This window comes from Rhizobium sp. 05L429, assembly GCF_056397645.1.
Genome location: NZ_JBFTNV010000011.1, coordinates 101404 through 122684 on the forward strand (window position 1 = coordinate 101404; position 21281 = coordinate 122684).

The window sequence follows — 21281 nt, forward strand, 5'->3', positions numbered from 1 at the left end:
ATGTCACCTCTCGAAACGGCGCAGACGTTCTTCGCCCACTGGAGCGCCAACCGCATCGACGAAGCCGTCGCCATGCTGAGCGATGATGTGCTCTACGACAACGTGCCCCTGCCTGATATCGTCGGTCGCGAAAACGTCCGGAAGTTCCAGGCCGATTTCGGCATCGGCACCGGCTTCAAGGTGGATTGGAAAATTATCGAGATCGCTGTCTCGGGCGATGTCGTGCTGAATGAGCGCATCGATATCTTCACTCATGAAAGTGGCGGCACGATCACCCTGCCGGTCATGGGCACGCTGACGGTGGAAAACGGCAGGATCACCGTCTGGCGCGACTATTTCGATCTCGCAAGCTTCGAACGGCAACTGGTGACGATCAAGCCATAGCGGCTGCAACCACCTGCACCTTACGCGGCGCCGGCAATATCGGCGCCGCCTTTGTCAACAGCCGTATAGCCCTTAGACAAAGGTAACCACGAAGCGGGATACGGACAGATTTAGTAGATGACCCTCAGGCCGGCTAGACCGGGCTCGTGTTCAGTCGCAACCCTGTAATAAGTGCCACCGTTCCGGCAATACACGTGAATGAACGCAGCTGGCGCATGGAAACCATAGCACTCGCTTGCGGATTAACCTCTGGCGCGACTATTTCGACCTCGCGAGCTTCGAGTGGCAGCTAGCAGCGAAAGCGATAGCAACTCAAACCCCGGACATATCAGTGGCCGGGGCGCCGCTCACTGCTGCTGGAATGCCAGCCGCACGCCAAGCGCCATATAGATCGAGCCGATCACCTTCCCCTGCCAGCGGCCAATACTCCGGTTCCTGCTGAGCCAGCCGCGCACCGAGCCGGCGCCGAAGGCCAAGGCAGATGTCACGCTGATGCTGAGCGCCACGAAGATGATGCCGAGCAGCGCGAATTGCCCGATCACCGATCCGCTCTCGGGATGGATGAACTGCGGCAGGAAGGCGAGGAAGAACAGCGCCGTCTTGGGGTTCAGGATTTCGGTGAATATCCCCTGCCGGAAAGCCTTGCCGGGGCTGATCTCCGGGGCCGCCGCCATATCGAGATTGACGGACTTTTCGATGAAGGCCCGGTATCCGAGATAGATGAGATAGGCCACGCCGATATATTTGACCACTTCAAAGGCGAGTGCCGAAGTCGCAAGCAAAGCCGAAAGGCCGAAGGTCGCCATGGTCGAATGGATGAGATCGCCCGCCCCAATGCCAAGCCCCGTTGCGATGCCCGCCCGCCGGCCGCCGCTGACCGATCGGGCGAGAACCAACAGTGTCGCCGGCCCGGGAATCACCATCAGCCCGAGCACGACAAGAATGTAGGTCGTCAAAACAGCGATACTCATCTTCGATTCCGTGCTTGAAATATCCGCCCTTAAATTAACGGCTTCGGCCGTCGGCGCAATATTCGAAAAGTTTACACCGCGACTGCTGCCGAGCCCCTGCTTTCCGCGAGAAACGCCTTGCGCCGGACACCGAATAAGCGCAGGATTCCAATCGCTGGCAGCCACTTCAAGGGCGCTGCCGGTTCGGGCGTTAGCCTGGCCCCAACGAAAGGAGGACGTGATGTCTTCCGACTTTTATCCGTCAAGCCTGTCGCGCAATCTCATCCGAACCGGTGCCTTCGGCTACCGCGAGAATGTGGCGCTCGGCATTCTCAATCGTGCCGAAGATGCCGCCGCCAGGCAGCGGGACCAGCGTTTCGAAGCCATCGGAAATTTCGTGGCTTTTCCCGATTTCAGCCGTGGGCCGCAGGCCGGCCGCGGAACAAACGCGCGCCGCATCCATTCTCTGGGGCAGTTGCATGTTTCCACATTGGCAGCCTCTCTGGACAAGCGCTCCGGCATCGGACCCCTGCCCCTTTGATGCCGCAACGGCCACGCCGGCCAGCCGGCGGCAGCCTCAATACCTGATATACCCCGCATCACCACACCAGGAGGAAACCATGGCCAAAGGCCAAGTCCGCAGCAACCGCGAAACCCGCAAGCCGAAGAAGGACCGTAGCGCTTCGGCGGCTACACCTGCCCCGGCGCCCGGCACGCAGGTCAAGATGGCAAGCAGCAGCACGGGCAGCGACAAGAAGAAATAACGCCGAGCCCTCCGGTGTGACGGCCCTGCGGCCGTCCCGCCCAAGTTCCAGAGGATAACAATATGACCACCGACAAGCGCGCAGCGGAAAATCTCTTTCGCGCGCCGCAGCCCGAAAAAGCCTCCGATGCCGAAAAGCTTCAGGATGTTCGCAAACGGCTGCTCTTGAAACAACGCGAAACCAGGCAGGATGAACGCCGCCAGCGCCAGATAACGCGGGCGACGCTTCCCGTCGTTTGATCCTGAACCCGCCGGCCCCGAAGAGCTGGAAGACTCCGAAATCGGGATGGCTCGGCATATCAGGAGCGAGCAAGGACCATAAAGTGGCAGAATTCAATTATCAGACAGAAGCCGGGCTTTACACCGGCAAGACATTGCGCAGCACCCGTGGCCCCCGCTACAAGCGGTTTGAAACCGCCGCGGAAGCGGTGCGTTTTGCCATGGAAGATATGCCCGGCTCGCAATTGCGCGGCTGCGTGCTGGAAGTGAATGAAGCCCGCTTCGACGAAAGGCAGATCCGCATGCTCTACGATGCGCCTGCCTATCCGCTCTCGCGCAGAGAGAAGTGACGGAGACGTGACGGCGCCGCGGTCATTTCCCGCGGTCATTTCTCCCTGCGGTCATGTCCCCACGGTTATTCCAGCGCCGCGCCATGAAAACAGGGAGGCAGGATGACGATTTTCTCCGTCCGCCACATCACATCCTATCATTACAAAAGGCCCGTGCATTTCGGCCAGCACCGGCTGATGTTCCGCCCCCGCGACAGTTTCGACCAGACGCTCCTGAACTGCAGCCTCGATGTCTTTCCCAAGCCGGATTCCGTCCGCTGGATCCACGATGTCTTCGGCAACTGCATCGCGCTGGTCGAGATATCGGCGGCCTCCGCCGAACTGCGCTTCGAAACGGTCATCCGCCTCGACCATACGGTGCAGGTTCCCCTCGATCTGGAGATCGATACGCAGGCGTTGCGCTTTCCCTTTGCCTATGATGACGACGAGGCGATCGATCTCGAACGGACCATCGTCAGGCACTATCCCGACGCCGATGACGAGGTGGGCAAATGGGCACGGCAATTCGTGCCCTTGAGCCAGCGGGCCCGCACCGGCCATATCCTGATGACGCTCTGCTACGCCATCCATGAGAGCTTCAACTATAACAGGCGCTCCGAACACGGCACGCAGCCGCCCCGCGATACGCTGCGGCTGCGCAGCGGCACCTGCCGCGATTTCGCGCTCTTGATGATGGAGGCGACCCGCTCGCTCGGCTTTGCCGCCCGCTTCGTCACCGGCTACGTCTATGTGCCGGATCGCGACGGCTCCGTGACAAGAGGCGGCGGCGCGACCCATGCCTGGTGCCAGGTCTACCTGCCGGGTGCCGGCTGGGTGGAGTTCGATCCCACCAATGGCATCGTCGGAAGCCGCGACCTGATCCGCGTCGGTGTCGCACGCGACCCGCGCCAGGCCGTGCCGCTCTCGGGAAGTTACGACGGCGGATCGCGCGATTTCGACAGCATGAAGGTGCAGGTCAACGTCACCACGGAACGGGAATTCGATGCCGCAGGCGGCGGGTGACGGAACGCCTGGCCCGCTCACGCATTCGCCTGCAGGACCACCGCTGTTTCAAAGGACCACCGCCCCATGAAGATACGCGCAGGCTTTCACATCGGCTATGAATGCGAACACGAAACGCCCATGCTGCTGGTCCTCAACCTCCACCCGTCCCGACGCGTGGATCTGCTGACAGAACAGGCGCTCACTTTCGACCAGCCGATCGAAGCCTGGTCCTATACGGACGGCTTCGGCAATGCCTGCAGCCGCATTACAGCGCCGCCGGGCCTCACGACCATTTCCACCGAATTCGAAATCTATGACAGCGGCCTGCCCGATCCCGTGCCCGATGGCGCCATGCAGCACGATATCAACGATCTTCCCGATGACGTGCTCGTCTACCTGCTCGGCAGCCGCTATTGCGATACCGATCGTCTGGCCGATTTCGCCTGGAAGACGTTCTTCAAAACACCGCTCGGCTGGCCGCGCGTCCAGGCGATCCTCGATTTCACCCACAAGCGCATCGCCTTCGACTATCTGAAGGCCGACCCGCTGCGCACCGCCTTCGGCGGCTTTACCGACCGCACGGGCGTGTGCCGCGACTTCGCCCATCTCGCCATCACGCTCTGCCGCTGCATGAACATTCCGGCGCGCTACTGCACCGGCTATCTCGGCGATATCGGCGTGCCCAAGGATCCGAACCCGATGGATTTCAGCGCCTGGTTCGAGGTTTATCTCAGCGGCCGCTGGTACACGGTCGACGCCCGCCACAATACCCCGCGCATCGGCCGCATCCTGATCGCCACCGGCCGCGACGCCACCGACGTCGCCATGTCGACGGCTTTCGGCCCCGCTGTTTTGAAGCGCTTCGAAGTGATCACGGACGAGATGCCGGTTTGAGACGTGGGAAAGCGGGGAAATTCCACCATGCGGACCCTCCCCCGCCATAAGACGCAACGATCAGGCCTTGCGTCGCTTTAATGGCGTCCCCTTGCAATTTCCATTACCCACGATAAGGTAATCAAAATTAAGGTAATCGTGATTAAGGTAATCGTAATTACAGTGGGTGGATTGAATGGAGTTTCTAGGTCGCGAGCGCGAACTTCAGTTGGTGAGAAGCGAGCTGGATTCCTCAAGGCCATCCCTCGTCATCTTGTTTGGCCGGCGCCGCATCGGCAAGTCGAGATTCCTGCGTGAAATCGCCAAAGGCCGTAACGAAATCTACTTTCAGGCGACACGCGTCTCATCGCTTCTTAACCTGGAGCAATTCAAAGCCGAAGTCGGAAAAACGATTGGTTTCAAGCCACAACTCAACGCTCTGTCCAGTTGGGAGGGCGTCCTCCACTATGTGGCGGAGCGTGCAGCAGAACACCCGGGCCTGATCGTCACGATCGATGAGTTTCCATACCTTCTCGATGACGAGCCCGCGCTACCTTCCATTCTTCAAAAATTCTGGGACTCTGATGCGCTCAGCCAAGGAGCCATGAAGCTGATCCTCTGCGGTTCCGCCATCTCTCAAATGGAAGAATTGTTGGCCGAGCGGAATCCTCTTTACGGGCGCAAGACCTTGTCGCTGGACATGAAGCCGCTGCCTTTGAGTGACGTTGCCAGATTTTTCCCGGAATACGGGGCTGAAGACATCATCAAGGCTTATGCGATTTTCGGCGGCATTCCCTACTATCTCCAACTCTGCAACCCGAACGCGCCCCTTAGGAGCAACGTCGTCAATTTGCTGTTGACCGAGACGGGCACACTGATTGACGAACCGAACACGCTGTTACAAACCGAGCTTAGGGAACCGAGCTTTTACTCCAGCATCCTGGCGGCCGTTGCCGATGGCTGTAACAGCAAATCGGAGATCGCAAATCGACTGGGCGCCAAAGCAGACAGCATCGGACCCTATATGGCAAAATTGCTGGTCCTTGATCTTATCAGCAATGCCAAGTCGTTGGATGCAGATGAGAAGGGCCGAAACCGGCGCTATCGCGTCGCAGACAGCCTGATTTCCTTCTGGCATCGCTTCGTGCGCCCGAACCTGACTGCGATCAGCAGCGGTTTTGGCGCAGACGTTTATGACCGTGTCGTGGAGCCTCGGTTTTCAGAATACATGGGCATCGAATTCGAAGCGATCGCGCTGGAATATGCCAGACTCCACATTCAGGAAGTACTCGGAGTCCCTGCCCAGGAAGTCGGTCAGATCTGGGGCCATTCCGATTTTGACATCGATGTCGCCGGCAGATTGCTGGACGGTGCATTCTTCTATGGGGAGTGCAAATGGAGGTCGAGCGCGATCGACCTTGGCCATGTAAGGCTGTTACGCGAGCGATCCGAAAAGACATCTTACGGAAAAGGTGCCGCCGACAAGCATTTCCTGTTCTTCAGCAGAACGGGTTTTTCGAGCGATCTCACCGAGTTGGAAAAAGACGAAAAGCAACTTCATCTGCTCACCCCCGAAACCCTGGTGAGACCGCGCGGGTAGCTCCAGGTTCGCCCCGCAGCGTCTTGCAATAGTCCTCACTCGTCAAAAGGCGCCTGCGCAACAAGATCGACGGACGACATAGGAACCGCATAACCGGGCACGAGACGTTCGCCGAAATCGCGGACGAAATTGTCATAGGTCGTTTCCGGCCGCGTCCTGGCGATGTGGCAGAAACAGCCGGTCATCTTCTTCTTCATGCCGAGCCGGGGAAATTCCGCGACGATCGCCCGCATCTCGGCCGCCGGAATGAGGCTGTGCTGGAAGCCGACGACATCGAGGCAGATGCCGGTCGTGCAAAGCGCAATCTCGGCCTCCTTGTAGAGACCGATCGATGGCGTCGAGTTGAGCGCAACCGCATCCCAGATCATCTGGGCGCGGCGCCGGTCAAGCCCGGCATCCACGGCAAAGCCGCGGGCGAGATCGGCGGCCTCCACCTCGAACCGGCGCGGCCCCGCAAACCGCTCGTTGAGGGTGATGTCATGCAGCAGCGTGCCGAGTGCCACGACTTCGCCGTCATGCTCGATCCCCTGCAACTGCGCCGTCCGCACCGCAAACAGCCAGGATCGCATCACGTGATTGAAGAGATAGGGCTCGCAGACCGACCGCGCATAGTCCACCGCCCGATCGATGACGGGTGTATCGGAGACGGAAATGCCGGCAACGATCCGTGTCTCTGTCGTGCTCATGATGCCAAAGCCTTCTTCTGATGCTGGAAGCAATCAGAGGAATAGGCCTGATCGAAATGCCTCGCCATCGAACGAAGGTTTGCCCATGGCATCAGGCGCGTCTTACGCCGCTGCCGCCTCGTCCGGCAGAGTGAAGATGAACCTAGTCCCGCGCGGCTCGTTCCCTTCCGCCCAAAGTTGCCCGCCATGCGCCTCGACGATCGAGCGGCAGATCGCAAGCCCCATGCCCATGCCCTGCTCCTTCGTCGTGAAGAACGGCTCGAAGATCTTGTCGGGAAATTCGATGCCGGCACCGCAGTCGCTGACTGCAACCCGTATCATGCCACCCTCCCTGCGAACGCGGACCTGAAGGACCCTGCTGTCGGGAACGGCCTCCATCGCGTCCATGCCGTTGCGCATGAGATTGATGACGACCTGCTGGATCTGCACCCGGTCAAAGGGAACGGGCAGAACAATATCCTTGCCGTCTATATCGATGCGAACGCCGCGCCGCACGGCCTCCTCGGCCAGCAGGTCGCCCGCTTCCGTGATCACCCGGCCGAGTGTGACGCAATCCCGCTTGTCTTCGGCGCGCTTGAACAGGGCCCGCACGCGCGTGACGACATCGCTTGCCGAATGCGCGCTGGCGATGATGCGCTCCAGCGTTTTCTGCGCCCGCTCGATATTCGGCGGCTCCGCCATCAGCCAGCGCTGGCAGGCGTCCGAAGAACTCAAAACGGCCGAGAGCGGCTGGTTCACCTCATGGGCGATGGAGGCCGAGAGTTCCGCGAGGCTGGCCGCCTGGCTGGCGCGCGCCAGGCTTTCCTGTGCTGCAAGCAGCTTCTCCTGCGCCCGCACCTCGCCGTCGATATCCAGGCAAACGACGTTCCATTGCACGATGGCGCCCTCGGCATCGCGCATCGGTGCCGCGCGCGTCTCCACCCAGCGATATTCGCCATCGAACCTGCGCAGGCGATGCCGGCGGGCATAAGGTTCGCCTGTTGCCAGCGCATGGGTATATTTCTCTTTCACCTGGGCCAGTTCGTCGGGATGCACGCCGGCATCCAGCGTGCCGGAAAGCCGGGATTTTCCCGTCCCGTCGAGTTCGTCGAGATCGTAGCCGAGGAAGTTGCGCAGTCTCTGGCTGCGGAAGATCGGCTCGCCATCCGGCGCGGCGCAATCGATCATCGCCGGCAGGGTTTCCACCAGTTGCCGCAGGAAGCGTTCGCTCTCGCGCAGGGCCTCCTGGGTGGTGACCAGGTCGTGGATATCGGTGCTGACGCCATACCATTGCAGGATGGCGCCTGAGGCGTCGCGCAGCGGTTCCGCCCGCGTCTCGGTCCAGCGGTAGCTGCCGTCGGCGCGGGCCTGTCGGTATCGCTGGACATAGGGTTCACCGGTGGCGAAGGAGTGGCGCACCGCCTGGCGCGCCGCCTCCCGGTCATCAGGATGGATGACGCTGAGCGACGGCGAGCCATCCTGCGCAGTGATGTCTTCAAGAGTGGCGCCCGTCACCTCGGTAAAGGGCTTGTTGACATAGGTCGGCCGTCCCTCGGCCGTTGTGGTCCAGATCAGCGCCGGCACGGTATCGACAAGCAATTGCAGCTGCCGCTCGCGTTCGCGAAGTGCAGCCTCCGTGCGCTTGTAGGCGTCGATATCGACAGTCACGCCATACCAACCGGTAATGCGCCCCTCGGTGTCGCGTGTCGGGCGCGCTGCCGCGCGGTGCCACACATAGGCGCCGTTGGCGCGCAGCACCCGGTATTCGAAATTCCAGTGCTCGCCCGTCCTCAACGCGTGGCGCAAGGTCTCGCCGGCCGCCTCGCTGTCGTCGGGATGCACGCCGCGCTGCCAGCCCTGCCGTCCGCCCTCGATGAAGGGCTTGTCGTCGAGAAGCAGGTTCAGGTCTTCGAGCACCATGGCGATCGAGGTCTGCGCCGTCGGCGTTGCATAGGTGAATTGCCCTGACGCGTCCAACGCCCAGGCGCCGCCATAGAGGTTTTCGATGGCGAGTGCGGCACGCACCGCCTCGCCAGTCTCGCCGAGTTCGCTCGCCGTCGTCCATCGCTCGTCCTGCCGCGCGACAGCCGGATCGACCTCGACGCTGGTGCCATATGTGGGCTCCACCCGGAATTCGACCCAGCGATAGCTGCCATCGGCCTGAAGCTTCCGGTAGCTGCTGACCTGGGGAATGCCGTGGAAGAAAGCCCGCGCCCGCGCCTGCTCCACCGTCGCCCTGTCATGCGGATGAACCTCTGCCATCGACGGCAGCGTATCGGATGCCGTCACACCGGCGGCAGAACCGCCGAGCTCATCAGCCGCAGGTTCGTTGTGCGGAGGCGCGATCTCGACATCGATGACCGTGCCGTACCATCCGGTGATAACGCCGTTGCCGTCGCGCAGCGGCTGTCCCGTGCTGCGTGTCCAGCCGTAACCGCCTCTCGGGCGCAGCATGCGGCTGTCCATGCTGTAATGCTCGCCCGTCTGCAGGCAGCGTCGCCACAGGGCTGCAGCAACCTCGTAATCGTCGGGATGGATCGCCCGCTTCCATCCGAATTCCTTATTGACGAGCGGTGCATTGAAGTCATCAAGGCCGAGACCGAGAAAGGCAAGCACGCTGGGCGTCACGTAGAGAAAAGCGCCGGCGGCATCCGTAGCCCAGGCAATACCCGTCAGCCGTTCCACCGATTTGGCTGCCCGCACCGGATCGGCGTCGGGCTTCTCCGGCGTGTTGGCTGAAACGACCGGGCCGAGACACAGCGAAAGCGCCAGGAAAGCCACCCACGACAGCGCGGCGTCGCGCATATCGGGATAAAGCGCAGCTGCCAGAAGCGCGCCGACGAGGGCGACCGCCAACGCCGCGTAAAGCAGCCGGGCAGCAACGCCTCGCCCATAGAGAAAAGCCGCGACGACAGGACCGAGCAGCCCGAGCGGCGACAATGTCAGCCACGACACGACCGCCCCGATGAGGCAGGCGATGACAGCAAGCCCCAGGCGTCGGTAGGAATCATCCGGCATCAGCATGCGTCCATCCCGCCATCAGGCACAGGCTGAAAACAATTGGCGGGCCGGCCGCTGGCGGCCATCGGCGTCCGGTCGCATGGAGGCATGGTTCGACCTGATCCCATCATGTCAGAAGATTGTTACACCCTGTCCCTGTCGAGGATAGCGCCACCGGCAACAATTGGAAGAGCGCCGGCGGTCGCAGGCATCGCGCCCATGTCGAGGACCGGTTCAGGCCCGCTTGAGGGCCGCGAGATCGCCGCTCTCCAGCGCCGGCAGATTGGCTTCGATCTTGTCGATCGGCCAGTCCCACCAGGCAAGTTCCAGGATCTCGGTGATGATCTCGACAGGATAGCGCATCCGGATGATGCTGGCCGGATTTCCGCCGACGACGGCATAGGGCGGCACATCCCGGGTGACGACCGATGAGGCAGCGACAATCGCGCCGGCGCCGATCCTGACACCCGGCATGATAACGGCATCGTGGCCGATCCAGACGTCATTCTCGACCACCGTATCCTTCACCGGCAGATCCTTGTAGCCGAAGGTTTCCGGCTTGAAGATGCGGAACGGATAGGTGGTGATGCCGCCCATCGGGTGGTTGGCCGAACTGGTAATGAAATAGCTGCCGCGGGCAATCTGCACGAACTTGCCGATGACAAGCCGCTCCCGGCAACTCCCCCCGAGATAGGGCGCGAGGATTTCGGCCGTCTCCTCCAGCTTTCCGTAATGCGTGAAATAGCTGTAATCGCCGATCTCCATGCGCGGATGATCGATGACATTCTTCAGGTACATCGTCGTCTTCGAAACCCTGCCATCGGGATGGGTGACGGGGAAGGCTAGATTTGCATCGAGAAGCGGCATGACAAGACCTTTGCGCAGACGGGATCCGGGAGCAGAATTCCCTATAGCCGATCCATCGGCAGGATCCAAAATTTCGCAAGCCGTCGGTCGAATTCCGCCCTCGCCGTTCGACCAGAAAATGAAGGAAGGCCAAGGCGGCCTCACCCTACCCCAGACAGGAGAAGCCCATGCCGCAATATCTGGTCGCCATCCACCTCCCCGACGATTACGACCCCTGCAAGGAAGACGAGGCGCTGCGCCACGATATCGATCTGCTGAACGAAGAAATGGTCGCCGCCGGCATCCGGACTTTCGTCGGCGGCCTGCAGCCGGTCAGCACGGCGATGTCGGTGCGGCGGAAGCCTGACGGCAAGCTGCTCGTCACCGACGGGCCGTATATCGAAACCAAGGAGCATATCGGCGGTTTCTGGGTGCTGGAGGCAGCCGATATGGAAGAGGCGCTCGCCTGGGGCCGAAAGGCCGCCATCGCCTGCCGGGCACCGGTCGAGGTGCGCCCGTTTCATTGAGCCAAATGCGATAGCGCCGCCTCAAAAGCAGCAAGGCATCAGTCTCGCGCGAGACCGTCGATATCAGCAGCAAGCTTCCTAAGATCCGCTGCGTAGAAGCCGGCAGCGTTGATACAGTTCGTCTCGAGGAGCTTCAGGCCCTCCTCCGTGCGGCAGATATCGACCACATAGGCCGACGCGTAGCCGGGATTGATATCCACCATGCGCTGCGCGAACGCGAGCGCGTCCTCATCGATCTCGTGACGGTGGATGACACGCGATCCATCCTTATAGAGCGAATAGGTGACGACCCGCCCTTGCACGACCCAGAGCCGCCATTCGCGCAGGATACGAACAGGTTTTGTCAGCATCAGCAGCGTATCGTGGCGCAACGATCCGTTTGGAATCTCATCTTCATCAAGCACCAGCACCCGTTCCGCCATACGGATGATCTCACCCGCGGTTTTCACATTGCCGGGCTCCTCCTTGCTGTCATCGACGGGCCGCAGGAACCATTCCGTCCCGTCATCGGCAAGACGCGCGGGCACATCGCGGAGGGTCATGAACAGGGCGTCGGCTCCATTGAGCAGGTAAGGGTGCCACGCCTCTTCCTGCACAAAAGGCCGCAGCTTCAACATGCCTGGCCAGTAGCCCTGGGCCTCCGCGTACCGCCACAGTGAATAGGCGCCGAACATGACCACGGCGCCGGGATCGGCAACGACAGGCTCGGGGATCAGCTCGCCGACGAAGGGAACGACCTTGTGCCACGTGTAGGAGATGCCGAGTTGGTCGAGCGCTTCGGCCAGCTTTCTGGTGTCGTCGAAATCCTGGAGAAGCCACTGCATCCGTTTCAACCCATTGTCGTCGCTTTGTGCCGGAGTAGCCGCGGCATCGCAACTGTGTCTTCGTCACGGTCAGGCACTTATTCGCGCGCGGGCAGGCATCGCCGCTTCGGACCATCCCCCTTCATCGCCCTCTCACATCCCGGTGCTAGCCCTAGAAAAGGGTGGCCCGGGCCATGGACGGAACCGCGCGCGCGCCTATCTGCCGCATCTGTAATCCAACAGGAGGGAAAGCCATGTCAGAACTTGTGGTGCTTGGTTTCGATACCGCCGACAAGGCGGATGCCGTGCTCAACCGGCTCGTCCAGCTTGAGAAGGAATATCTCGTCGATCTCGAAGATGCCGTCATCGCCGTGCGCGACGCCGGAGGCAAGGTGCGCCTGAAGCAGAGCGTCAACCTGACGGCTGCGGGCGCAACGAGCGGCGGCCTGTCGGGCGCGATCTGGGGCTCGCTCGTCGGCCTGCTCTTCCTCAATCCGCTGGCCGGCATGGTTCTCGGCGGCGCCTTCGGCGCAGGCTCCGGCGCGCTCGCGGGCTCGATGACCGATTACGGCATCGACGACGACCTCATCAAGAAGCTCGCCGACACCATCCCCGTCAACAGCTCCGCCCTGTTCCTGCTGCTGCGCAAGGTGCAGCCGGAAAAGGTACTGGCCGAATTCAAGGGCGAACACGCCACCATCCTGCGCTCTTCGCTCTCGCCGGAGCAGGAAGAGCAGCTGCGCAAGGCGCTCGCGACTGAGCCAGTGGCGACGCCGGCGGCCTGATCGATCGGCCAAAGGAACAGTGCCGGGCGTAAACTCCACGCCCGGCATATCCGGAGAAACCACAACTTCGCTCCAAGCTCGATAATATCCCGGATGTGATGGGTGTCCGGCGCAAACCGGACACCCATCACATCTGTTTTCAGCTAGCAATCCGCATCAATGCAGCGAGGCGCCGGCCGCCGCCCGCTCATCCTTGTCATGCAGCGCGAAACGATCCACCATGTCGGCGCTCGCCTTGTTGAAGCCGAGCACCTGCACATCGCTGCCCGCCTTGCGGAGCTTGAGGACCACCTTGTCGAGCGCACCGACGGCAGTGATGTCCCAGAGATGCGCGCCGCTGACATCGATGACGACCTTCCTGCCCGCATCGGCAAAGTCGAAGGCGCCGATGAAGCTTTCCGCCGAGGCGAAGAAGACCTGCCCTTCGACGCTATAGGTCACGACGCCGGTCTGGCTGTCCTCCCGCCTCGCAACGCTGAAGAGCCGCGCCACCTTGCTGGCAAAGAAGATGCCGGACAAAAGCACGCCCACCACGACGCCCTTGGAAAGATCCTGCGTCGCCAGCACGGTCGCAACCGTCGCCAGCATGACGATGGAGGATGTGCCGGGATGCCGCTTGAGATCGACGATCGATTTCCACGAGAACGTGCCGATCGACACCATGATCATCACGGCAACAAGCGCCGCCACCGGCACGATGCGCAGGATATCGTCGAGCACCAGAAGCAGCACCAGCAGGAAGGCGCCGGCCACGAAGGTCGAGAGACGCCCGCGCCCGCCCGAAGTCACGTTGATGACCGACTGGCCGATCATGGCGCAGCCGCCCATGCCGCCGAACAGCGCCGAGACGATATTGCCGGCACCCTGCCCCATGCATTCCTGGCTCTTGTTGCTCGGCGTATCCGTGAGATCGTCGACGATCTGCGCCGTCAGAAGCGATTCCAGCAGGCCAACGGCGGCAAGCGCCACCGAATAGGGAAAGATGATCCGCAGTGTTTCCCATGTCAGCGGCACCGCGGGCCAGGCAAACGGCGGCAGCGCCGTCGGCATCTCGCCGAGATCGGCCACCGTATGCACATGAATGCCGAAGCCTAGCGCGATGCAGGTCACGACGACGATGGCCACCAGCGGCGAAGGAATGGCCTTGGTCACGTAGGGAAAGAGATAGATCACGCCAAGCGCGATGGCGATCAGCAGATAGGTCACTTCGGGCACGCCGATCAGCTGCGGCAGCTGCGCCACGAAGATCAGGATCGCCAGCGAATTGACGAAGCCGGTCATGACCGAGCGCGACACGAACCGCATCAGCCGCCCGAGCTTCAGGGCGCCGGCAATGATCTGCAGCACACCCATCAGAATGGTCGCCGCAAACAGATACTGGATGCCATGATCCCGCACCAGCGGCCCCATGAGCACGGCCGTAGACGCCGTCGCCGCCGAAATCATCGCCGGCCGTCCGCCGCAAAGCGCCGTCACACAGGCAATGGCGACAGAGGCAAACAGCCCGACCTTGGGATCGACCCCCGCAATGACAGAAAAGCCGACGGCCTCCGGTATCAGCGCAAGCGCCACGACAATGCCTGAGAGAATATCGGCACGAATGTTGGAGAACCACTCCAGACGGTAGTTTGAAAGAGATCGCATTTGAGAATTTTTCACAGTCGAAGGCAACGACCGGAGGGACCGGTCCTGGGAGGTAAGGTTGCGTTCACGTGTTGTCTGGCGGATCGGCGGCCAGAAGAGCCACCCGGGGTTTCACCGGGTCCTTGTGGATGGGCGTTGGTAGCGGAGATTGTGGGGGGATGCAATGGTCTCCGCGTCTCCATAGAAGAGCTGGCCGTGCATCTTGGCTACGGCACTGTCATCGTTTGCAATGCAATTGACACAGATCTTACCGAGGCGCTTTTCGTAAAACAAAGATTTCTAAAACATCTCGAGAAATGGCAGCAAAAGTATTTGTCCGGGCTTACAAAATGACTACTCAGACTTCGGCGGCAGCAGATGGATCATCTCCATTTCCTCAAAGAGTTACCCCCTAACCTTAATCACCTCCCCCACCGGCGCCTCCAGCCTGAACTCAAACCCTGCCGCCTCATATCCCAGCACCGCCGTCCCCTGAAACGACGCCGGCAGCAGCCGTCCAATCATCCGCGTCCCGAACCCCTCGCGCGCCGGCGCGCTGATTTCCGGTCCGCCGCTCTCCCGCCATTCCAGGGTGAATTGCCGCTCGCCGTCAGCCGCCGTCGTCACATCCCAGCTGAGGTCCACCCTGCCGGTCTCATTGCTCAGCGAGCCATATTTCAGGCTGTTGGTCGCAAGCTCGTGCAGCGTCAGCGTCAGCATCAGCGCCTGCTGCGGCGCGAGGTCGAGATCGGGGCCCGATATGCGGATGCGCTCGCTGAAATCGCCGACCGAGATCAGCGCTGCCTGCCCCAGGCTGTGCAGCCTGGCATCCGCCCAGGCGGTTTCCGTCAGGATATCGGTCGCCCGCCCCAGCGAGATCAGCCGGGCGCTGTAGGTTTCGGCGGCCTCTGCCAGGTTGTCGGCCTGGCGGAAGGTCTGGTTGGCGATCGATTGCACCAGGCTCAGCACATTCTTCAGCCGGTGGCCGAGCTCGTGATTCAACAACTGCTGCTGCTCGCGAGCCTTCACCCGTCCGCTGATATCGGTCGCCATGCCGAACCATTCGATGATATCGCCATAGCGGTCGAACACCGGAATGGCGCGCGAGAAGGTCCAGCCCACCTCGCCATTCGCCTGCTTCACGCGATGTTCGAGCTCGAAGGGGCGTCGCTCGCGGATGGCGCTGGCTATTGCCATGCGCAGATGCGCCTGATCCTCGGGAAAGACATAATCTTCTATCCAGCGCAGGGTCGGCCCCTCGACAGCGGAGAGGAAGCCGCGCCCGTCGAGCTGGTGCATTTCCTGCCAGTCAGCGCTCATGCGGTAGACGACGTCGGAGCTGGCATTGATCAGCGCCCGCGTGCGCTCCTCGCTGTGCCGCAGCGCCTCTTCCGCCCGCCTGCGCGTGGTGATGTTCTGCATCACGGCAAGCAGCTGGCCCGCCTTTCCGCCGAGCCGCGAGACGAACATTTCCAGCACCATGCCCTGCGGCTGCGATTCCCGCTCGAAGCGGAGGGGCTCGCCCGTTGCAAGAACCCGGTCGTAGTCGTCGTACCAGTCCTCCACCTCGTCGGGGAAAAATTCGCGGATGGTGCGGCCGCTGAGATCGGCCACGCCGAACATCGCCTGCATCGCCTTGTTCATGGCGATATAGCGATAGTCGCGCCGCCCGTCGGCGCCGACAGGCAGGCGCTCGATGATGCAGGCGCCTTCGTCGATGGAGTTGAACAGCGTCCGGTATTGCGCCTCGCTGTCATGCAGCGCCTCCGCAACCTGCTTCCTGTCCTTGATATCGCGGAAGATGACGGCGACCTGCCGCTTCTCCGGTTCGCCGATGCGGAAGGCGTGGACCTCGTACCAGCGGCCGAGCGCCTCGGCCTGATGCTCGAACCGGGCGGACTCCCCGGTCAGCGCGATCCTGCCGTAGATATCGAACCAGCGCTGCTCATGCCCGGGTGCAAGCGCGCGCATCGTTTGGCCGGTGGCATTGGCCAGCCCCGTCTGCCGCTCGAAGGCCGGGTTGGTCAGCAGGAAACGATAGTCATGGGGCCGGCCCTCGTGATCGAAAAGCACCTCGATCGTGCAGAAACCGTCATCGATGGCATCGAAGAGGATCCTGTAGTGCTGTTCGCTGTCGATATCGTCTTTCCCCGCCCGTCCGGCGCCGTCTGCTTCAATGTCCATCCAATCCACTTCCCGCTCGCAAGGCGCATCTTCCCGCGCGCCCCCTTGCGTAAACCCGTCCGCAAGATGGGCGCAAGCACGATAACCATCCCTTCCGCGACAGAAATTAGCGCTCGGCAGATCATTTCAAGAGAGGGGAAGCGGGGTCCGCTCTAGAGAAAGCTCGCCTGAAAGGACGTCGCCGTCAGCGAAACATGCGCCTCCAGCGGTGGGCCGCCTTGTCATAGGCCCGGCCGGCAAGGTCATCGGCAAGCATCGCGAAATAGTCCGCAATGATCAAAGCGTTCTCTTCGTCTGTCCAGTCTATGCCCGCCATATCGCCCTACGGTATCAGCGCCAGCACCGGCGTCGCCGAGACCAGCACCGCCTCCTCCACCTTTCCCGCCGGCGAAACCACCCTGGCCTCGCCGGTCTTGCGGGCGCGGTCGAGCTTGGCGAGGATCTGCTTGCCGCCGACAAGGCCACAGATCGAAAGCGCGCCGATCGCGCCGGGCTCGATGCCATCGGTCGGTGCGAAGAACAGCACGGCATCGTCCCAGATCGACAGCGCGCCGGAGGAGGCCCGCACCTGGGCGGCGATGATCCGGCGGTTGCGGCCGGCGCCGATCGCGAGCTGGGCCTTGTCGAACACCGCCTGCGGCAAGGGCTGCGGCTCGGAAAGCGGGCGCACCTCGCCATCCTCGCCGATGGTGGCAGAGAGCAGGATCTTCGGCCCTTCGCTGTCCTGCGCAATTCCCGCATGGCGCATGACCTCGGTCACGGTTACGCCGAGAAAGGACCCGATCTCGGCCGCCTCCTCCATGGTCATCTTGCGCTTGCCGGAGAAGGTGCGGGAAACAGCGGAGGCATCCTTGCCGAGATGGCGGGCGAGCGCGCGCAGCGACTGCCCCCTATCCTCCAGCTGGTTGTGAAACCAGGCGCCATCGATCTCGGCCATCCGCGTCCCCATGCACATATGCATCGTTGCTGATTTGTTGCAAAAAACGCAACGGCACGCAAGCAACCGCACCGGGCTTTTTACCGTCAACCTTTGACATGGTTGATCTGCTCCAGTTGCATCACCGCTTGCCTTTTGCGCCGAATACCTCTCCGCCAGGACCGAAATACAAAAGATAGGTATTTTTTCCTATTTCGATTGACGTTGTGATTTCGACAACATAATCTCAACTTAGACAACAAGAGACGCATGGGACAGGTGGATCAGAATGGCAGAGGCCCGAACGCCCCGGCAGAAAGCCGCCGCCCAATTCGCGCTGATGCCGGCTGAGCTCGCAGCCGAGCCCGGTCTCGCCCCCTCGGACATGATGGCGGAGGAGGACGATGCGTAAGGAGCCTCTGTCCATGCTGGCGCAATCGGAGCTGATCGATGCGCTGGTCGGGCGCTGTGTCATGCGCGGCGGCGAAGCGGCGGGTGAAACGCTGCTCAAGATCGATGGCGATGATGTCGACGACCTCGTGCATCTCGCAAACCGGCTGCGCCGGCTTGCCCTCTTCGAAGACCGCATCCGCGCGATGGTGATGGCCCAGTCTTAGGCCGTCAGAAGCGCCGAACACCAATTCGCAACGTCACAGAAGCCCGGAAGTGAAGCCTGGAAATACAGTGAGGACCGATATGCAGACCATCACGACACGTTCAGCCGCAAAAGCCCCCATCTCGCAAAGCACTGGCCCGCAAACCACTGGCCCGCTCTCCATCACCAAGCCCCTGCTCTGCCCCTGCTGCAAGCAGCCGGTCACCATTCCCGCGCCGGAGATCGTCATCGATCATTATGGCATCACGCCGATGGAAGGCCGCATCTTCGCGGCGGTCTGGAAGGGCAAGGGCCTGCCCGTCATCACCGAGCGCATCTTCACCGCCATGTATATCGACGATCCCGATGGCGGCCCGTCGCCGGACAGGATGTACCTCGCCTTCAAGGTCGCGCTTTGCCATCTGCGCCAGAAGCTGGAAGGCTCCGGCATCGGCATTGCCAATGTCGGCTATCGCCGCGGCTACCGACTGGTGCTCGAAGGCAGGTTTCCGAGCACCGCTTCGCGTTAAAATCCCCGCCCGAGACGTGAAATGACCATGGCCGCCGCCCGCACTGGGCCGGCCATGTTGCGATAACAACAACATTCCTTGCAAGAGCCGCAACATGCCTTCAGATGTCGAACGGCTTCGCCGCGATGTGTCGCTGTCTGAGACGGCGGCGCATTATGGCTGCAGGCTGCAAAGGAACGGGCATGAACACATAGCCTGCTGCCCCTTCCATGCCGACGAAACGCCCTCCTTCACCATCTTCAGAGGGCAGGATGGCATCGAGCGCTTCCATTGCTTCGGCTGCGAGGCCGGCGGCGATGTCCTGGATTTCGTGCGGCAGATCAAGGGCGTCGATCTCGCCGAAGCGATCCGTATCCTCGAGGGCGTCAGCCGTCCCGATGGCGTCGGCCATATCAGGCCGAACAACGCCCCGCGCGCCCGGCAAGTGCGCGATGCCTATGAAGGCATCACCCCCCTCACACCTCCATCAAAGCCGCTCAAGTCGGGCGCCCGCATCCGCCTCTATAATCCCAAGCGCCAGGGCGATCGCTTCGAATGGGGCTCCTTTGCTCCGTCGATGGTGTTTCCCTATCGCCAGGCCGATGGCGCGCTGATCGGCTATGTGCTGCGCCGAGATCTCGCCGATGGGGCCAAGGAAACGCCGATGGTCATGTTTGTCCGTCTGCCCGACGGCAAGGAGACCTGGTGCCGCTACCCCTTCCCCAAGCCACGTCCGCTCTATGGCCTCGAAAGCCTCGGCGAGACGAAACAGGTGATCGTCGTCGAGGGCGAGAAATGCCGCGACCGGCTAGCGGAAAAGTCCGGCCGCACCGTGCTTTCCTGGGCCGGCGGCACGCAGGGCGTCAAACACACGGACTGGTCGCCGCTGTCAGGCCGCGATGTGGTGATCTGGCCGGATTTCGATGCGCCCGGCCTTTCGGCGGCAGACGAGATCGCCGCCATCCTCTCCGCCCTCGGGGCGCGCGTGCGCCTCGCGGGCTTTGCCGATGCCGCGGCTGCCTCGAAGATCGAGCATTTCACCTTCGGCGACTGGCAGGAAGGCAGCCTTCCCGCTCGCGGCTGGGATAGTGCCGACGCCGTCGATGCCGGCTGGACGCGCCTGGATCTCGATGCCTTCATGCGCGCCACCATCCGCCGCTACGCCCCACCGCCGGTCGAGCCGCCGCCGCGAGCGCCGGAACAGGTCAAAACCAGCCCGAAAGAGCCGCCGCCGGGTATCGATGGCATGGACCGCATGCCGGAATGGTTTCCAAGCCAGCCCTTCGGCTCCGAAGTCTGGCTGGCGCGCATTTTCAACGAGCATCTGGCGCAAGCCTGCGGCGGGCGGATCGTCCGCGCCGATGGCAAATTCTGGGCCTATGGCCCCTCGGCCTGGCGCCCTATCCCCGAGCAGAAGCTCCGCCTTGCCATCCATGCCTTCGACGCAATCGGCATCGGCCAGAAGGAAAAGCCGCTGAAGCTCGGCCGGCACATGATCGACGGCATCGTCAACGAGTTCGGCACGCGCACGGCCGATGCCGGTTTCTTCGGCAATCCCGTCATCGGCGTCAACGCGCTGAACTGCACCGTCACCCTCAACGAGGCCGGCAAGGTCCTCTGCCGCCCGCATGACCCGGACGACCGTTTCCGCTTCACCATATCAGCCGACTACACCTTGCCCACCGAAGGCCACCTGCCTGAGGGCTCGCTGCTGCACCGGCTGCTGCACGGCGCCTTCCACGGCGACCCCGACGCCGCCGACAAGATCGACCTCGTTGCAGAAATGCTGGGTGCCGCCGCCTTCGGCCTTGCCACCCGCATCCGTCAGCCGAAGGCCTTCATCCTGCTCGGCGAGACCGCGAGCAACGGCAAATCCACCATCGCCTCGCTATTCCGCGCTCTGCTGCCGGAAGGTTCCGTCTCCTCCATCTCGCCCGCCTTCTTCAATGATGAAAAGCGCATCATCAATCTCGCCGGCAAGGCCGCGAACGTCGCCGACGAGCTGAGTGCGGCGGCCATATCAGGCGAGGAATTCAAGGCCGCCGTCACCGGCAACCCGATCGAAGGCCGTAGCCTCTACAAGGATGTCGAAAGCTTCACCCCCCGCGCCCTGCATTGCTTCACCACCAACACGCTCCCCCGCTTCAACGGCGGCATCGACCGGGGCCTGCGCCGCCGCCTCGTCGTCATCCAGTTCAACCGCAGCATTCCCGACCATGAGGTCATCCCCGATATTGCCGAGCGCATCGCCGAGGAAGAGCTTGAACTGCTGCTCGGCCTTGCCGTGTCCGGCGCCCAGCGGCTGAAGCAGAATGGCGGCTACACCATGCCCGAAAGCTCCAGGGACGCGCTGAATTCCTGGCTGCTGCTCGATCCGCTGAACGAATGGTTCGACATCCGCGTCGAACCCGCCGCGATGGAGCCCGCCGGCGGCTGGCTGCGCACCGCAAGGCTGTTTGAGGATTTCCGCAAATGGGCGATCGACCAGGGCTACCGCGAAAACTTCCTGCCGCCCGTCAACACCTTCTCCCAGCGCCTCAAATCCATGCCGGATGTGCGCCTTGCGCGGCTTGCGACCGGCATGATCGCCCAGGGCGTGACGCTGAAGGAAAGCGCGATGAACGCCACGGCCGGCTATGCCGATGTGTTCTGAAACGCGGGCATGGGAGGCGGCGGGGATGCAGTACTTTTTTTGAACCGCGTCG

22 protein-coding genes and 1 other annotated feature are annotated in these 21281 nt (G+C 62.2%); of the genes, 14 read left to right on the top strand and 8 right to left on the bottom strand.

What is annotated here, in order from left to right; translation table 11 throughout:
* Window positions 1–384 carry a limonene-1,2-epoxide hydrolase family protein gene (locus AC1DNW_RS13980; RefSeq protein WP_113310973.1) on the top strand — a complete coding sequence of 128 codons (384 nt, stop codon included), beginning with the start codon at window positions 1–3 and terminating at the stop codon, window positions 382–384.
* A 347-nt stretch (window positions 385–731) separates the two neighbouring features.
* Here the strand turns inward: AC1DNW_RS13980 and AC1DNW_RS13985 are convergent, their stop codons facing one another.
* Window positions 732–1355, bottom strand: coding sequence for a LysE family translocator (locus tag AC1DNW_RS13985; protein ID WP_113310974.1), 624 nt, complete (start codon window positions 1353–1355; stop codon window positions 732–734).
* Window positions 1356–1575: 220 nt separating this feature from the next.
* Between AC1DNW_RS13985 and AC1DNW_RS13990 the strand changes: the two genes are divergently transcribed.
* The 7 genes from AC1DNW_RS13990 (at window position 1576) to AC1DNW_RS14020 (ending at window position 6123) form a co-directional block, all read left to right on the top strand.
* Window positions 1576–1875, top strand: a complete 300-nt coding sequence (locus AC1DNW_RS13990; protein ID WP_113297076.1) for a hypothetical protein — start codon at window positions 1576–1578, stop codon at window positions 1873–1875.
* A 79-nt stretch (window positions 1876–1954) separates the two neighbouring features.
* A complete protein-coding gene (locus AC1DNW_RS13995; RefSeq protein ID WP_477853199.1) occupies window positions 1955–2098 on the top strand; it encodes a hypothetical protein in 144 nt (47 codons plus the stop codon).
* Window positions 2099–2160: 62 nt separating this feature from the next.
* Window positions 2161–2337: a hypothetical protein gene (locus tag AC1DNW_RS14000; RefSeq protein WP_162748596.1), complete on the top strand. Its 177-nt coding sequence runs from the start codon at window positions 2161–2163 to the stop codon at window positions 2335–2337.
* An 83-nt stretch (window positions 2338–2420) separates the two neighbouring features.
* Entirely contained in the window at window positions 2421–2666 is a 246-nt protein-coding gene (locus AC1DNW_RS14005; RefSeq protein WP_113297077.1) for a hypothetical protein, read from the top strand.
* Window positions 2667–2768: 102 nt separating this feature from the next.
* Window positions 2769–3668, top strand: a complete 900-nt coding sequence (locus AC1DNW_RS14010; protein WP_113310975.1) for a transglutaminase-like domain-containing protein — start codon at window positions 2769–2771, stop codon at window positions 3666–3668.
* 66 nt (window positions 3669–3734) lie between these two features.
* Window positions 3735–4544: a transglutaminase-like domain-containing protein gene (locus tag AC1DNW_RS14015; protein WP_113297079.1), complete on the top strand. Its 810-nt coding sequence runs from the start codon at window positions 3735–3737 to the stop codon at window positions 4542–4544.
* A 175-nt stretch (window positions 4545–4719) separates the two neighbouring features.
* Window positions 4720–6123: an AAA family ATPase gene (locus AC1DNW_RS14020; protein ID WP_113310976.1), complete on the top strand. Its 1404-nt coding sequence runs from the start codon at window positions 4720–4722 to the stop codon at window positions 6121–6123.
* Between the two features lie 35 nt (window positions 6124–6158).
* Here the strand turns inward: AC1DNW_RS14020 and AC1DNW_RS14025 are convergent, their stop codons facing one another.
* The 3 genes from AC1DNW_RS14025 to AC1DNW_RS14035 all read right to left on the bottom strand — a co-directional run bounded on the left by AC1DNW_RS14025 (window position 6159) and on the right by AC1DNW_RS14035 (window position 10655).
* The gene (locus AC1DNW_RS14025; RefSeq protein WP_113310977.1) at window positions 6159–6809 is read right to left on the bottom strand and encodes an HD domain-containing protein; all 651 of its coding nucleotides are present in this window, start codon (window positions 6807–6809) and stop codon (window positions 6159–6161) included.
* 102 nt (window positions 6810–6911) lie between these two features.
* Window positions 6912–9812, bottom strand: a complete 2901-nt coding sequence (locus tag AC1DNW_RS14030) for a PAS domain-containing protein (protein ID WP_477853201.1) — start codon at window positions 9810–9812, stop codon at window positions 6912–6914.
* Window positions 9813–10022: 210 nt separating this feature from the next.
* Window positions 10023–10655: a CatB-related O-acetyltransferase gene (locus AC1DNW_RS14035; RefSeq protein ID WP_113310978.1), complete on the bottom strand. Its 633-nt coding sequence runs from the start codon at window positions 10653–10655 to the stop codon at window positions 10023–10025.
* 167 nt (window positions 10656–10822) lie between these two features.
* Between AC1DNW_RS14035 and AC1DNW_RS14040 the strand changes: the two genes are divergently transcribed.
* Window positions 10823–11161, top strand: a complete 339-nt coding sequence (locus AC1DNW_RS14040) for a YciI family protein (protein ID WP_113310979.1) — start codon at window positions 10823–10825, stop codon at window positions 11159–11161.
* Between the two features lie 38 nt (window positions 11162–11199).
* Here AC1DNW_RS14040 and AC1DNW_RS14045 read toward each other — a convergent pair whose 3' ends face one another.
* Entirely contained in the window at window positions 11200–11985 is a 786-nt protein-coding gene (locus AC1DNW_RS14045; protein WP_113310980.1) for an ATP-grasp domain-containing protein, read from the bottom strand.
* Window positions 11986–12218: 233 nt separating this feature from the next.
* Between AC1DNW_RS14045 and AC1DNW_RS14050 the strand changes: the two genes are divergently transcribed.
* Window positions 12219–12749 carry a DUF1269 domain-containing protein gene (locus AC1DNW_RS14050; protein WP_113310981.1) on the top strand — a complete coding sequence of 177 codons (531 nt, stop codon included), beginning with the start codon at window positions 12219–12221 and terminating at the stop codon, window positions 12747–12749.
* 156 nt (window positions 12750–12905) lie between these two features.
* Here AC1DNW_RS14050 and AC1DNW_RS14055 read toward each other — a convergent pair whose 3' ends face one another.
* From AC1DNW_RS14055 to AC1DNW_RS14065, 3 genes are all read right to left on the bottom strand, one after another.
* Entirely contained in the window at window positions 12906–14393 is a 1488-nt protein-coding gene (locus AC1DNW_RS14055) for a SulP family inorganic anion transporter (RefSeq protein WP_113310982.1), read from the bottom strand.
* Between the two features lie 69 nt (window positions 14394–14462).
* Window positions 14463–14518, bottom strand: a sequence feature (sul1 is cis-regulatory element that is thought to sense ions involved in sulfur or methionine metabolism; They are found in Alphaproteobacteria).
* A 259-nt stretch (window positions 14519–14777) separates the two neighbouring features.
* Window positions 14778–16556: a PAS domain-containing protein gene (locus AC1DNW_RS14060; RefSeq protein WP_113310983.1), complete on the bottom strand. Its 1779-nt coding sequence runs from the start codon at window positions 16554–16556 to the stop codon at window positions 14778–14780.
* A gap of 322 nt (window positions 16557–16878) precedes the next feature.
* Entirely contained in the window at window positions 16879–17493 is a 615-nt protein-coding gene (locus AC1DNW_RS14065; RefSeq protein ID WP_113310984.1) for a helix-turn-helix domain-containing protein, read from the bottom strand.
* A 268-nt stretch (window positions 17494–17761) separates the two neighbouring features.
* Here AC1DNW_RS14065 and AC1DNW_RS14070 point away from each other — a divergent pair, with 268 nt between their 5' ends.
* From AC1DNW_RS14070 to AC1DNW_RS14085, 4 genes are all read left to right on the top strand, one after another.
* Window positions 17762–17884 (top strand): tautomerase family protein, encoded by a 123-nt coding sequence (locus AC1DNW_RS14070; protein WP_162748597.1) that lies wholly within the window; start codon window positions 17762–17764, stop codon window positions 17882–17884.
* Window positions 17877–18089: a hypothetical protein gene (locus AC1DNW_RS14075; RefSeq protein ID WP_113310985.1), complete on the top strand. Its 213-nt coding sequence runs from the start codon at window positions 17877–17879 to the stop codon at window positions 18087–18089. Before AC1DNW_RS14070 ends, AC1DNW_RS14075 begins: the two co-directional genes overlap by 8 nt.
* A gap of 79 nt (window positions 18090–18168) precedes the next feature.
* Entirely contained in the window at window positions 18169–18597 is a 429-nt protein-coding gene (locus AC1DNW_RS14080) for a hypothetical protein (protein ID WP_113297092.1), read from the top strand.
* Window positions 18598–18691: 94 nt separating this feature from the next.
* Window positions 18692–21229 (top strand): CHC2 zinc finger domain-containing protein, encoded by a 2538-nt coding sequence (locus AC1DNW_RS14085; protein WP_113310986.1) that lies wholly within the window; start codon window positions 18692–18694, stop codon window positions 21227–21229.
* Window positions 21230–21281 lie beyond the last annotated feature (52 nt).